This window comes from Pseudarthrobacter humi (assembly GCF_024294965.1).
Lineage (GTDB): Bacteria > Actinomycetota > Actinomycetes > Actinomycetales > Micrococcaceae > Arthrobacter > Arthrobacter humi.
In genome coordinates this window covers 58,454-70,681 of sequence record NZ_JANCLV010000011.1, presented here as the reverse complement: position 1 = coordinate 70,681, position 12,228 = coordinate 58,454, and the positions used below count along the sequence as shown (strand labels likewise).

Sequence of the window (12,228 nt, the reverse complement as noted above, 5' to 3'; positions counted from 1 at the left end):
TTTTCGAGGCATTATCTGGACAAAAACTCCGGAGTCTTACGGCCGCGCGGCGAACCGTTCCAGCAGGTCCACGTGGCCGGACACGATCAGCATGTCGCGGGCGGAAACCTTGGTCTCCGGCCGGGCATACGTGAAGTCTTCGCCCGGTGACTTCACGCCCACAATCGTGACCCCGTACTTGGACCGGACCTTGGACTCGTCCAGCGTGAAGCCCACTGTTTCGCGCGGCGGGTACATCTTCACAATGGCGAAGTCGTCGTCGAACTCGATGAAGTCCAGCATGCGGCCGGAGACCAGGTGTGCGGCGCGGACGCCGGCGTCGGCCTCGGGGTAGATCACGTGGTTCGCGCCGATCCGGGTGAGGATCTTGCCGTGGGATGGCGTGATGGCTTTGACCCAGAGGTGCTCGATGCCCAGGTCCACCAGGTTCACTGTGATCAGCACGGAGGACTCGATCGAGGTGCCCACGCCACAAACGGCGGAGCTGAACTCCTGTGCACCGAGCTGGCGCAGCGCATCAATGTTGGTGGCGTCAGCCTCCACCACGTGGGTGAGGAGCGGTGCCCATTTCTGGACCAGGTTCCGGTCGCGCTCGATGGCGAGCACCTCGCGGCCCTGTTTCACGAGCTGCTCGGCGGTGGACGAGCCGAAGCGGCCCAGCCCGATCACCAGGACCGGCGCGTTGTGGGCGGGGCGGTTGGGGGCGCCTGAGGAATTAGCCAATGATGGGCCTCTCTTCCGGGTAGTGGAACAGCTGGCTGCGCTGGCGCAGTGCCAGCCCAGCGGCAAGGGTGACGGTGCCGACGCGGCCCGCGAACATCAGGGCGGTGAGGACGTAAACGCCCGACGGCGGCAGTTCGGCGCTGAGGTTGGTACTCAGCCCCACGGTGGCGAAGGCGGAAATGGTTTCGAACAGGACCCGGTCCAGGGATGCGCCGCTGATCTGCAGCAGCAGGAACGCCGAAACGGAGACCAGCGTGGCGCCGGCAACGATCACGGAGATGGCCACCCGCATGGTCCCCTGCGGGATGGTGCGGCCGTACACCTTCACGTCGGAGTCGCCGCGGGCCTCCGCGACGATGGCGAGGAACATGACGGCGATGGTGGTCACCTTGATGCCGCCCGCCGTCGACGCCGAACCGCCGCCGGCGAACATCAGGGCGTCGGTGAGCAGCATGGTGGTGGATTCCATGTGGTTCTGGTCCACCAGGTTGAAACCGCCCGAGCGGGTCATGACGGACGCAAACAACGAATGGGTGATCTTGTCGCCGATGTCCATGTGGGCGATGGTCCGCACGTTGTCCCATTCCATCAGCCCCCACAGCACCGTGCCGGCGGCCAGCAGGATGAAGGACACCTGGATGGTGAGCTTGGTGTGCAGGTTCCACTTTTTCCAGTTGAGCCCGTTCTGCTGCAGGACCATGACCACGGGAAAACCCAGGCTGCCCAGGAACACACCGAGCATCAGCGGGATGAGGATCCAGAGATCGGTCTCATAGGGCACAATGCCGTCCGAATGCGGGGTGAAGCCGGCATTGTTGAATGAAGAGATCGAGTAGAAAACGCCGTGCCACACCGACTGCCAGAAAGGCTCACCCAGCGTCATGAACCGGGGGATCAGCGCCAGCGCCAGGACACCCTCGATCACCACCGAGGTCACGATGACGATCCGCAGCAGCGTACCCACTTCACCGAGCCGGCCGGCGTTGTTCATGGCTTCCTGCGCGATCAGCTTGCCGCGGACGCCCAGCTTTTTGCTCACCATGAGGGCCAGCAGCGACGCGAGGGTCAGGGTTCCCAAACCGCCGACGAAGATGCCGATCAGGATGACGAGCTGGCCAAAGAACGACCAGTGCACCGCCGTCGAAACAACCGTCAGGCCGGTCACGCAGACCGCGGACACCGCCGTGAACATTGCCTGATGTATGGGAGTGGCTGTGCCCGTGGCGGAGGAGACGGGCAGCGAGAGGATAAACGTGAAGACCAGGCAGACCGCCCCGAAGGCGCTCAGGGCAAGCCGGGCGGGCGACGTATTGGCAATATCGTCAACGAAGTCGCGTACGCGGGTGAAGATCCAGAGACCTTCGCGCTCCGGTGCGGCGGGGTGCCAGCTGGCCGGGTTCCGGGGCCTCGACTGGCGTTGCGTCATGGGGGGCTTTTCCTCGGTTGAAACTGTTTCCTCCAGTAGTAAACCACTAATGCCCGCGTAATGGCCGGGCTGGAGCAGTGGCGTCCTCCGGTAGCCTGTCATTGATGACATTCCTGCCCGGTCTCAGCCAGCCTGCGCCACCAACGATGGTGGTGTGGAATTCGGCCATGACGGCCTACAATTTTGGCCCGGGCCACCCCATGGCTCCCGCACGGCTGGACCTGACGGCGCGGCTTTCCCGCAGCCTCGGCCTGCTGGACCTGGCGCATGTGTCCGTGGAGGCTCCGGAGGTTGCGTCCGACGCCGAACTGGAGACCGTGCACTCGCCTGAGTTTGTGGCTGCGGTCCGCCGGGTCAGCGACGACCCTACGTCGCCGGATGAAGCCCGCGGACTGGGCACCGACGACGATCCGGCCTTCGCCGGAATGCACGACGCCGCCGCGAGGCTTGCCGGCGGATCGCTGATAGCTGCATCCGCCATCCTGGACGAATCCGCGCTCCACGCCGTGAACTTCGGCGGCGGCTTGCACCACGCCGCCCGTGACCGCGCCAGCGGCTTCTGCATCTACAACGACTCCGCACTGGCCGTCCAGAGACTACTCGACGGCGGCATCCGCCGCGTGGCGTACATCGACGTCGATGCGCACCATGGGGACGGGACGGAAAGCATCTTCTGGGACGACCCCCGGGTCCTGACCATTTCCCTGCATGAAAGCGGGCTCACGCTTTTCCCCGGGACCGGCTTCGCGAACGAGATCGGCGGTCCCGGGGCTGAGGGCAGCGCCGTGAACGTCGCGCTGCCGTCGGGCACCAGCGATGCCGGCTGGCTGCGGGCGTTCCACGCCGTGGTGCCGCAGCTCGTGGGCGCATTCGCGCCCGAAGTCATCGTCAGCCAGCACGGCTGCGACTCGCACCGTCGTGACCCGCTGGCCCACCTGAACATCAGTGTGGACGGCCAGCGCGAGGCGGCCACCGCCGTCGGGAATCTCGCTGCCCGGCACTGCGGGGGCCGCTGGATCGCCACCGGCGGCGGCGGGTACAGCGTTACGGACGTGGTGCCGCGCTCCTGGAGCCACCTGATCGCCATCGCCGCCGGGCGTCCAGTTCCGCTCCGGACCCCGGTGCCGGAGGATTGGCGCGCGTATGTTTCGGACAAGTTCGGGATGGACGCCCCGGGCCTGATGGGGGACGACGTGGAGCTCTGGTGGCGGTCCTGGGAAGTGGGCTTTGACCCCAACGACGCCGTGGACCGCACTGTGATGGCCACCCGTAAGGCCGTTTTCCCGCTGCACGGCCTTGATCCCTGGTTCGACTGATCCTTCTTCAACCAACGCGGCGCGGTCACGGGCGAAATAGTTGATGCCCGGCGGCGTATATGTCGCTAGGGTGGGAGTCATGGTGACAGACGACGTATTTGCCGTCATTGCGGAAGCAACCCGGCGCGACATTTTGGTATCCCTGCGCGCCGGGGACAAGGCAGTGGGTGAGCTCGTGGAAGAACTTTCCGCAAGCCAGCCCACCATTTCCAAGCACCTGAAAGTCCTCCGTGAGGCGCAGCTGGTCAGCATGCGGGCGCAGGGCCAGAAGCGCTATTACGCGCTGAACCCCAAACCGCTGGAGGGGATCGTCAGCTGGCTGGAGACGTTCGACGTCGGCCCGGGGGCCGCCGTCGCCAAGTCACTCCGCGCTGCGGGGGAGGCCGGCGCAGAGTCTGCCGTGGCTGCCCCACTGTCGGACAACGTGGCCGTCGCCGCCGTCCTCGAGCGCCCGGGAGCCGAGCTGAGCCCCGCCGTCGTGATTCCCGGCGGCACTGTAGCCCCGCTCAGTGACGACACCGTGCCGCAGCAGATCGGCCGCACCGTGGGCCGCGCCGCAACGAAGGCCGCGGACCTGCTGGCCAACCTCCCGAACCTCCCCAAGTTCGGCCGCAAAAAGTAGCCCCTTCCCACCCAGTTGGGCGAGCAGCGTTACTTGTTGAGCAGGCGCACGTGGTCCGGGGTCAGCTCGGAGATCTTGCTGACGCCCAGCAGTGCCATGGTGCGGGCCATGTCTTTCTCGAGGATCTGCAGGGTGCGGTCCACGCCCGCCCGGCCGCCGGCCATGAGGCCGTACAGGTACGCGCGGCCAATCAGCGTGAAGTCCGCGCCCAGGGCCAGCGCGGCGATGATGTCGGCGCCGCTCATGATGCCGGTGTCCAGCATGATGGCTGCGTCCGAGTTGTCCTTGGTGAAGGCTTCCTTGACGCCGGGCAGCAGGTGGAACGGGATGGGCGCACGGTCCAGCTGGCGGCCGCCGTGGTTGGAGAGCACCACGCCGTCGGCGCCGTGGTCCACCACCTTGCGGGCGTCCTCGACGGTCTGGATGCCCTTGACCACGAGCTTGCCCTTCCAGGTCTCACGCAGCCAGTCCAGGTCCTCGAACGTCAGGGTGGGGTCGAACATCGAGTTGATGAGGTCGGCCACGGTTCCGGTGTAGCGGGACAGCGAGGCGAAGGTCAGAGGCTCGTGCGTGAGGAAGTTGAACCACCAGGCCGGGCGGTAGGACGCATCCAGAACGGTCTTGATAGTCAGTGCCGGCGGGATGGTCATGCCGTTGCGGACGTCGCGAAGGCGGGCGCCGGCGACGGCGGTGTCCACGGTGACCATGAGGGTGTCGTTGCCGGCCTTGGCGGCGCGCTCGATCAGTTCAAGGGACCGGTCGCGGTCCGTCCACAGGTACAGCTGGAACCAGTTGCGGCCGTTCGGGGCGGCTGCGGCAACGTCCTCAATGGAGGCGGTGCCCATGGTGGACAGGGTGTACGGAATGCCGGCGGCCTCTGCTGCCTGCGAGCCGGCGTATTCACCCTCGGAATGCATCATGCGCGTGAAGCCGGTGGGGGCTATGCCCACGGGAAGCCGGGACGGCTTGCCCAGGATGTTGGTGCTGAGGTCGATGCTGGAGACGTTGCGCAGGATGCCGGGCCGGAACTCGATGTCCAGGAAGGCCTCGCGTGCGCGGCGCAGGGTGATCTCGCCCTCGGCGGCGCCGTCCGTGTAGTCGAACGGGGCCTGCGGGGTGCGTCGCTTGGCCATGTCCCGCAGGTCCCAGATGGTGCTGGCACGCTTGAGCCGGGCTTCCCTGCTGAACTCGGGCTTCTTGAACTGCATCAGCGGGGCCAGGTCCGAGTATTTGGGGATGCGGCGCTTCAGGGCAGCCGGCACCGCCGAAGGGGCGGCGGGGCGGGGCACGGCGTCAGTAGCCGGGACGTCCGTGGCATCCGGGGCTGCGGTGACCTCGGGGTTGTTCGGCTGGATGGTGTGGGTCATGGCTGCCTCCGTTGGTGGGCCTGGCACAGGGGATCGGGCTGTGGTCTAACCACACTCTATGGCATGTGGTCCAACCACATCAACTACGATAGCGATATGCGTACGCACCAACTTGTCCTGACATGGATCGAAAAGCAGCTCTCCGACGGACAGCTGAGCGTGGGCGGACGCCTGCCCGCGGAACGGACACTCGCCGAGCAGCTGGCGGTTTCCAGGACCTCGGTGCGCGAGGCCATCCGCATCCTGGAGGCCATGGGCGTGGTCCGTGCCGGGGTTGGCTCCGGCCCCGAGGCGGGGACGGTGGTGATCTCGGATCCGACGGCGGCGCTCGGCTCCGCGCTGCGGCTCCACGTTGCCACGCAGCATCTGCCCGTGTCCGACATCGTGGAAACGCGCATCCTGCTGGAGACCTGGGCGGCTGCCCGGGCCAAGCCCGACGCTCCGGAGCTGGACCTGGCCGCCACGCTCCTGGGCGAGATGGACGCCGTCGAACGCGTTGCCCGGACCGCGGATGACTTCCTGGCGCTGGATATTCGGTTCCATCTGGCCCTCGCGGACGCCGCCGGCAATGCCGTGGTCAGCGCCATGATGGGCTCGCTGCGCGAATCCATCCAGGGCTACACCGCCCGGTTTACGGCCAATCTCCCGGACTGGGATGCCACGGCGTCGCGCCTGCAGGCGGAGCACCGGGAGATTCTGGCCGCCATCAGGAACGACGACGGCGCGCGCGCGGCCACGCTGGTGGCTGCCCACATCGAGGGGTACTACCGCGAGGGCGGGGTCGGGCGCCCGGCGGAGGAGGGCCCAGCCGAGCCCGAGTAGACGAGTTTTTGTCCAGATATCGTGAGTTGACGGCCGGCGATTAAGTCGTATTATCTGGACAAAAACTCGGGGGATTTGGGCGGGTCAGCCGTGCGTGGCTGTGCGTGGCGCCTTGGCGGGGCCGCTGCTGGCCCGGATTTCCAGGCGCGGCTGGTACCGGCCGCCCGGGGCGTCGTGGTCTTCCTTGCGGATGAGTGCCCGCAGTTCACGCCAGGCCTGGCCGCCGAGCTCGGCAATGGGCACCGCCGCAGTGGTCAGCGTGGGTGTGGTGTAGCGGGCGAACGGGATGTCGTCGAAGCCGGTGACGGAAATGTCACCCGGCACGTCCACACCGCGTTCGTGCAGGCCGCTCATCAGGCCCATCGCCACGAGGTCGTTGAAGGCCAGGATGCCGGTGGCGCCGCTGGCCAGGACCGAGTCCACTGCCCCGTGGCCTGTGTCGAAGTCAGAGCCGCCGTCGAGCATGGTAACATCCACCTGCGGGTGCCGGGCCTTGAACGCCTCCAGGCCCTCGAGCCGGAGGCCGTTGGAGGCGCTGCCTGCCGGGCCGGCCAGGAAGGCCAGGCGCGTATGGCCGAGGCCCACCAGGTGCTCGGCGAGGTCCTGGACTCCCTGCCCGTAGTCCACCACGAGGCTGGGAATGCCGGCAGCCGCCGTCGTCCGGTTGATCAGGACGAGCGGGTGCAGCGACGGGGCGATTTCCTCCAGCTCGGCGTCGCTCATACGCGGGGCGCAGAGAACCAGGCCGTCGCAGCGCCGGCGGGCCTCGCCGGCCAGGATGGCTTCCTCGCTGGAGACTTCGAAGGAATCGGCAATCAGGACGCGGTAGCCGTCCTCCGCCGCAGCCCGGCTCAATCCGCGCAGGATCGCCTGGAACGTGGGGTTGGCAAGGTCCGGGACCACAATGCCGATGGTATCCGTCTTGCCCAGCGCGAGGCTGCGCCCCACGGGATTGGGCTGGTATTTGAGCTCGACGGCGGCCGCCCGCACCCGGGCCGCGATGTCCGGGTCCACGGTGAAGTTGCCGTTCATGACGCGCGAAACAGTGGCGTGCGAAACCCCTGCCTTCACAGCAACGTCCGCAATGCCGATCCTGCCGGTTGCCGATTTCCTGGCCATGGCCCTGCCTTTCGTAAGTCCCGGTCCCCGTGATTACCGGTGCCCGTGGGACAGCATACAACGCTCCCGGAAACCGGTTTCCATTCGTTCGGCGCGCCGGATGAGGGCTTGCCGCCGCAGAAACAGACCTTTCCGTCAGAAAGCGCTTTCTCTTAGAGAGGATAAGGGTTGACGGGACCGCGCGTCTATTGATAGAAATCATGTAGCGGCAATGAGAAAACGCTTTCTCGTCGGCCGCGGCGACTTCCGGGCCCCGGTCCAGAGCAGCACAGGTTCCAAGCACCACAGTCCAGAGCACCACCAGCGGCCGCAGCGCGGCCGTATTGAAGCCTTCGAAAGGGACCCTCATGGTCAACACAGCCGAATCGAGTTCTGCTACCGCTGCCTTCACGTCCGCTCCGGCGCCAGGCACGCGGGCCAGGGTACGCATCGCCCTCATCGGCACCGGTGGCCGCTCCGAGATGTACATCCGGGCCATCTTCGGCAAACACGCTGATACCGCTGAACTGGTGGCCTTCTCCGACGTCAACCCCGGCCGCGTGGAGTTCTACCAGAAGCTCATCCAGGAACTCGGTGCGCCCGGTCCGGTCGCCTCCTTCGACCCCGCAGACCTCACCGCGTTCATCCAGGCCAACAACATCGACCGCGTCGTGGTGACAACGCCTGACTACACCCACGCCGACTACATCGTGGAGGCACTGGAGGCGGGCGCCGACGTCGTCGTCGAAAAGCCCCTCACCATCGACGCCGAAGGCTGCCGCCGCATCACCAAAGCCGTGACGGAAACCGGCCGTAACGTGGTGGTCACCTTCAACTACCGCTACTCACCGCGGAACAGTGCGCTGAAGGAAATCATCCAGAGCGGCGTGATCGGCAAGGTCACCTCGATTGATTTCAGCTGGGTCCTGGACACTGTCCACGGCGCCGACTACTTCCGCCGCTGGCACCGCGAAAAGAAGAGCTCGGGCGGCCTGCTGATCCACAAGGCATCCCACCACTTCGACCTCGTCAACTGGTGGATCAACGACGTCCCGGAGCGTGTGTTCGCCTCCGGTGGCCTCCAGTTCTACGGCGACAAGAACGCCGCCGAACGCGGACTGGGCCCGCGTCCCGAGCGTGGGACGCCCGACGCCGGCACCCCCGCCACCGCCGAAAAGGATCCGTTTGCGCTGGACCTGCGTGAGGATGAGCGGCTCAAGGCCCTCTTCCTGGACAACGAGCACTACGACGGCTACCGCCGCGACCAGGACGTCTTCACCGGCGGCATCACCATCGAGGACAACCTGGCACTTGTGGTGGAGTACCAGGGCGGCCCGCGCCTGAGCTACTCCCTGAACGCCCACAGCCCGTGGGAAGGCTACCGCGTGGCCGTCAACGGCACCGAAGGCCGGGCCGAACTCGAAGTGGTGGAACGCGCCGCCGTCCTCAACAGCACGGACAAAAAGACCGTGGTGGACCCCAGCGCCACCCCCATCGAGGAGGAAGACGCCGTCCGCCGCAACGGCGAACGCCTGGTGGTCCAGCGCCACTGGGAAGCAGCCTACGAAGTGCCCATCCTTAACGGCGAAGGCGGCCATGGCGGCGGCGACGACCTGCTCCTCTCCGACCTCTTCAACGGTCCCGGCGAGGACCCGCTGGGCCGTCCGTCCGGTTACCTCGACGGCCTCCGCTCCGTGTCCGTGGGCATCGCCGGCAACCTTTCGCTGGAATCCTCCCTTCCCGTCCGCATCGAGGATCTCCACCTCGGCGCAGACCTTCGCCGCGACGCCTAGTCCGCCCGAATTCCCAAAGGAAACAACATGAGCAGGATCTTTGTCACCGGCGGCTCCGGCCGGCTTGGACGCAGCGTCGTGGCGGGGCTCGCGGAAGCGGGCCACGAGGTCATCTCGGTGGACCGCGACGCCATCCCGGCGGACCAGCTGCCGGCCGGCGTCGTGCAGGAAACCGGCGACCTGCTGGCCCCGGGCGAGGCGCTGCGCCTTCTGACGCAAACCGCGCCCGACGCCGTGATCCACCTCGCCGCGATCGCCGTCCCGTTCAGTGCACCGGAAGACGTCATTTTCGCCACGAACACGCGTCTCGCCTATGCCGTGATCAGTGCGGCCACGGAACTGGGGATCGGCAAGATCGTCACCGCGAGCAGCCCCACGGTGCTCGGCTACGGCTGCCCGGCGGGCTGGCTGCCGGACAGCTTCCCCCTGGATGAGCGCAGCGTGCCGAAGCCATGGAACGCGTACGCGCTGTCCAAGCTGATCGCCGAGCAGACCGTGCAGATGTTCGCCGCGGCGCAGGGGGAAAAGATCCGGTACGCTGCTTTCCGCCCGTGCTACGTCATCTCACCGGAGGAATGGGACGGCGCGCCCACCCAGCAGGGCCACACCCTGGCCGAACGGCTGGCCGATCCCGCCCTGTCCGCGCCCGCGCTGTTCAACTACGTGGACGCCCGCGATGTGGCCGACTTCCTGGACGTGCTCCTGCAGAAGATGGACACCATCCCCAACGGGGAAACCTTCTTCGTCGGAGCCGCGGACGCACTGGCCACCGCACCGCTGGCCGAGCTGATGCCCCGCTTCCTCCCGGGAAGCGAAGCCTTGGCCGCCGGCCTGACCGGCACCAGCCCGGCCTTCTCCATCGCCAAAGCCCGTGACCTGCTCGGCTGGGAACCCAAGCGCAGCTGGCGGACCGAACTGAAGACAGAAACCACCCTGAACGACGAGACGTCCGCCTCGCTGGTCACAGCCGGAGCCGGATCCAAGGAGACATCATGAAATTCGACGGCGTACTGTTTTTCCCCGTCACCCCGTTCACGCCGGAAGGCGCCGTTGACGTGGAGCTCCTCAAGGAGCACATCGGCTCGCGGCTGCCGTTCGGACCCGGCGGCGTGTTTCCTGCCTGCGGCACCGGCGAATTCCACGCCCTGAGCATCGACGAGGTGCGCACCGTGGTGACCGCCGCCGTCGAGGTTGTGGCCGGCAAGGTGCCGGTGGTGGCCGGGGCCGGCGGGCCGCTGGGGCACGCCCTGGCTGCCGCCCGGGTTGCCGAGGAAGCCGGCGCCGATGCACTCCTGGTCCTGCCGCCGTACCTGGTCACCGGCCCCACCGACGGTTTGGTGGCGTACATCGAGGCAGTGGCGGGCGCCAGCAGCCTCCCGGTGATCGTGTACCACCGCGGCAACGCCAAGTTCACAGCCGCCTCCATGGTCCGCCTCGCCGCCAACCCCAAGGTGATCGGCTTCAAGGACGGGCTGGGCGATGTGGGCCTTGCCCAGGAGATCGTGTCCGCGGTCCGCGCCACGGGGCGCGAGGACTTCGCCTTCTTCAACGGCCTCCTGACCGCCGAACTGACCCAGGGCGCCTACCGCGGACTGGGCATCCCGCTCTACTCCTCGGCGGCATTCGCCATGGCACCGGAAATCGCCAAGGCGTACTACGACGCGTATGTCTCCGGCGACGAGGACCGCCGAAACGCCCTGCTGGAGGGTTTCTATGCCCCGCTGGTGCGGCTCCGGGACCAGACCCCCGGCTTCGGCGTCTCGCTGGTCAAGGCCGGCCTGCGGCTCGGCGGGCTGCCGGTTGGCCCGGTCCGGCCGCCGCTGGTGGACCCCACCGAGGACCAGCTGCTCCAGCTGAAGTCCATCCTGGCCAAGGGCTACGAGCTGGCCGGCCGCTGATGAGTGCGCCCGCGCTCGATTCCGTCCGGACCGTTCCGCGCATCACCGGTCTGACCACCCGCCTCCTGACTGTCCCGCTGCGCCGCAGCTGGGGAGTGGAAGCCCCGGAAAACCACGTGATCGTTACGGAAATTCAGACGGACGACGGCGGCGCGGGGCACGGTTTCTCGTGGACGCCCACCATCGGCCCGCGTGCCGTCAAGGCGCTCCTCGACTACGACATCGCGCCTTTCATCGCGGGGCTGTCCGCCAATCCTGAGACGGTGTGGGACGCGTTGTGGAAGCGGCTGCATGAGGCCGGCGGCGGGGGACTGACCACCATCGCCATGGCCGGCGTCGACCTTGCCCTCTGGGACCTCCAGGCGCGGCGTACCGGTACGTCAGTCACGGGCCTGCTGGGCCAGCGGCAGGAGTCCGCGGAGGTGTACGGATCCGGCGTGAACCTGCACTACACGCTGGAGGAGCTGGTGGCCCAGACCGAGCGCTGGGTCGCTGCAGGACACCGGGCCGTCAAGATCAAGGTGGGCAAGCCCGATATCCGTGAGGACGCCGACCGCGTGGCGGCAGTCCGCTCCGTCCTCGGCCCGGACCGGAAGCTGATGATCGATGCCAACCAGCGCTGGGACCTGCCCACCACGTTCAAGGCCCTGGACGTGCTCGCGGAGCACGGGCTGGAATGGCTTGAGGAGCCCATCCGCGCGGACGACCTCTGGGCCTACCGCAGGCTGCGCAAGCATTCACCCGTGCCCATCGCCCTGGGCGAAAACCTGCACACGATCTACCGTTTCCGCGATTTCATTGAGGCGGAGGCGGTGGACATCATCCAGCCGAACATCATCCGGGTTGGCGGCATCACGCCGTTCCGGCGGATCGTGGAGCTGGCCCGGACCAACAGCATCCGCGTGATGCCGCACCTGCTGCCGGAGCTGTCCGGACAGCTCGCCCTTACCCTGGCGGAGCCCACGCTCGTGGAGGACGTGGAGGACGCATCCTTCGAACAGCTGGGCATCCTGGCCGGGCCGTCGCCGGTCCGCTTCAGGAACAGCCGCCTGACGCTCACGGACCAGCCGGGGCTGGGCTTCCGGTTCACCGAGAGCCCGCAGGGCTGACAGCTTGCAATCACGACTGACCGCAGACACAACACCTCCCGACGAAATTCAGGT

At 67.2% G+C, this 12,228-nt stretch carries 11 protein-coding genes; 7 read left to right on the top strand and 4 right to left on the bottom strand.

Translation table 11 applies throughout. The features are described 5' to 3' along the window. Positions 1-36: 36 nt before the first annotated feature. Both NFC73_RS15260 and NFC73_RS15255 read right to left on the bottom strand, forming a co-directional pair. Positions 37-723 carry a potassium channel family protein gene (locus NFC73_RS15260; protein WP_058931335.1) on the bottom strand — a complete coding sequence of 229 codons (687 nt, stop codon included), beginning with the start codon at positions 721-723 and terminating at the stop codon, positions 37-39. Further along, positions 716-2,149, bottom strand: a complete 1,434-nt coding sequence (locus tag NFC73_RS15255; protein WP_254751518.1) for a TrkH family potassium uptake protein — start codon at positions 2,147-2,149, stop codon at positions 716-718. The genes NFC73_RS15260 and NFC73_RS15255 overlap by 8 nt, the downstream gene beginning before the upstream one ends. Positions 2,150-2,253: 104 nt before the next feature. On the opposite strand from NFC73_RS15255, the gene NFC73_RS15250 reads away from it, so the two are divergent. Both NFC73_RS15250 and NFC73_RS15245 read left to right on the top strand, forming a co-directional pair. Then, on the top strand, positions 2,254-3,465 hold the full coding sequence (locus NFC73_RS15250) for an acetoin utilization protein AcuC (protein ID WP_254751517.1): 1,212 nt from the start codon (positions 2,254-2,256) through the stop codon (positions 3,463-3,465). A 79-nt stretch (positions 3,466-3,544) separates the two neighbouring features. Continuing rightward, positions 3,545-4,087 (top strand): ArsR/SmtB family transcription factor, encoded by a 543-nt coding sequence (locus NFC73_RS15245; protein WP_254751516.1) that lies wholly within the window; start codon positions 3,545-3,547, stop codon positions 4,085-4,087. Between the two features lie 29 nt (positions 4,088-4,116). On the opposite strand, the gene NFC73_RS15240 is transcribed toward NFC73_RS15245, so the two are convergent. Further along, positions 4,117-5,454 (bottom strand): alpha-hydroxy acid oxidase, encoded by a 1,338-nt coding sequence (locus NFC73_RS15240; RefSeq protein ID WP_305884515.1) that lies wholly within the window; start codon positions 5,452-5,454, stop codon positions 4,117-4,119. Positions 5,455-5,550: 96 nt separating this feature from the next. Here NFC73_RS15240 and NFC73_RS15235 point away from each other — a divergent pair, with 96 nt between their 5' ends. After that, positions 5,551-6,276, top strand: a complete 726-nt coding sequence (locus tag NFC73_RS15235) for a FadR/GntR family transcriptional regulator (protein ID WP_254751515.1) — start codon at positions 5,551-5,553, stop codon at positions 6,274-6,276. Between the two features lie 84 nt (positions 6,277-6,360). Here the strand turns inward: NFC73_RS15235 and NFC73_RS15230 are convergent, their stop codons facing one another. Next, a complete protein-coding gene (locus NFC73_RS15230) occupies positions 6,361-7,395 on the bottom strand; it encodes a LacI family DNA-binding transcriptional regulator (protein ID WP_254751513.1) in 1,035 nt (344 codons plus the stop codon). Positions 7,396-7,742: 347 nt separating this feature from the next. Between NFC73_RS15230 and NFC73_RS15225 the strand changes: the two genes are divergently transcribed. From NFC73_RS15225 to NFC73_RS15210, 4 genes are read left to right on the top strand one after another with little or no spacing between them, the layout of a single operon-like run. After that, positions 7,743-9,167, top strand: a complete 1,425-nt coding sequence (locus tag NFC73_RS15225; RefSeq protein WP_254751511.1) for a Gfo/Idh/MocA family oxidoreductase — start codon at positions 7,743-7,745, stop codon at positions 9,165-9,167. Between the two features lie 27 nt (positions 9,168-9,194). Further along, the gene (locus NFC73_RS15220; RefSeq protein WP_254751509.1) at positions 9,195-10,163 is read left to right on the top strand and encodes an NAD-dependent epimerase/dehydratase family protein; all 969 of its coding nucleotides are present in this window, start codon (positions 9,195-9,197) and stop codon (positions 10,161-10,163) included. Beyond that, on the top strand, positions 10,160-11,065 hold the full coding sequence (locus tag NFC73_RS15215; RefSeq protein ID WP_254751507.1) for a 5-dehydro-4-deoxyglucarate dehydratase: 906 nt from the start codon (positions 10,160-10,162) through the stop codon (positions 11,063-11,065). Before NFC73_RS15220 ends, NFC73_RS15215 begins: the two co-directional genes overlap by 4 nt. After that, the gene (locus NFC73_RS15210; protein ID WP_254751506.1) at positions 11,065-12,174 is read left to right on the top strand and encodes a mandelate racemase/muconate lactonizing enzyme family protein; all 1,110 of its coding nucleotides are present in this window, start codon (positions 11,065-11,067) and stop codon (positions 12,172-12,174) included. The genes NFC73_RS15215 and NFC73_RS15210 overlap by 1 nt, the downstream gene beginning before the upstream one ends. Positions 12,175-12,228 lie beyond the last annotated feature (54 nt).

Excerpts from the sequence above, each read along its gene's own strand:
- NFC73_RS15220 (WP_254751509.1), top strand. The coding sequence starts at position 9,195 with ATGAGCAGGATCTTTGTCACCGGCGGCTCCGGCCGGCTTGGACGCAGC.
- NFC73_RS15245 (WP_254751516.1), top strand. The coding sequence starts at position 3,545 with ATGGTGACAGACGACGTATTTGCCGTCATTGCGGAAGCAACCCGGCGC.
- NFC73_RS15235 (WP_254751515.1), top strand. The coding sequence starts at position 5,551 with ATGCGTACGCACCAACTTGTCCTGACATGGATCGAAAAGCAGCTCTCC.
- NFC73_RS15250 (WP_254751517.1), top strand. The coding sequence starts at position 2,254 with ATGACATTCCTGCCCGGTCTCAGCCAGCCTGCGCCACCAACGATGGTG.
- NFC73_RS15210 (WP_254751506.1), top strand. The coding sequence starts at position 11,065 with ATGAGTGCGCCCGCGCTCGATTCCGTCCGGACCGTTCCGCGCATCACC.
- NFC73_RS15225 (WP_254751511.1), top strand. The coding sequence starts at position 7,743 with ATGGTCAACACAGCCGAATCGAGTTCTGCTACCGCTGCCTTCACGTCC.
- NFC73_RS15255 (WP_254751518.1), bottom strand. The coding sequence starts at position 2,149 with ATGACGCAACGCCAGTCGAGGCCCCGGAACCCGGCCAGCTGGCACCCC.
- NFC73_RS15240 (WP_305884515.1), bottom strand. The coding sequence starts at position 5,454 with ATGACCCACACCATCCAGCCGAACAACCCCGAGGTCACCGCAGCCCCG.
- NFC73_RS15230 (WP_254751513.1), bottom strand. The coding sequence starts at position 7,395 with ATGGCCAGGAAATCGGCAACCGGCAGGATCGGCATTGCGGACGTTGCT.
- NFC73_RS15215 (WP_254751507.1), top strand. The coding sequence starts at position 10,160 with ATGAAATTCGACGGCGTACTGTTTTTCCCCGTCACCCCGTTCACGCCG.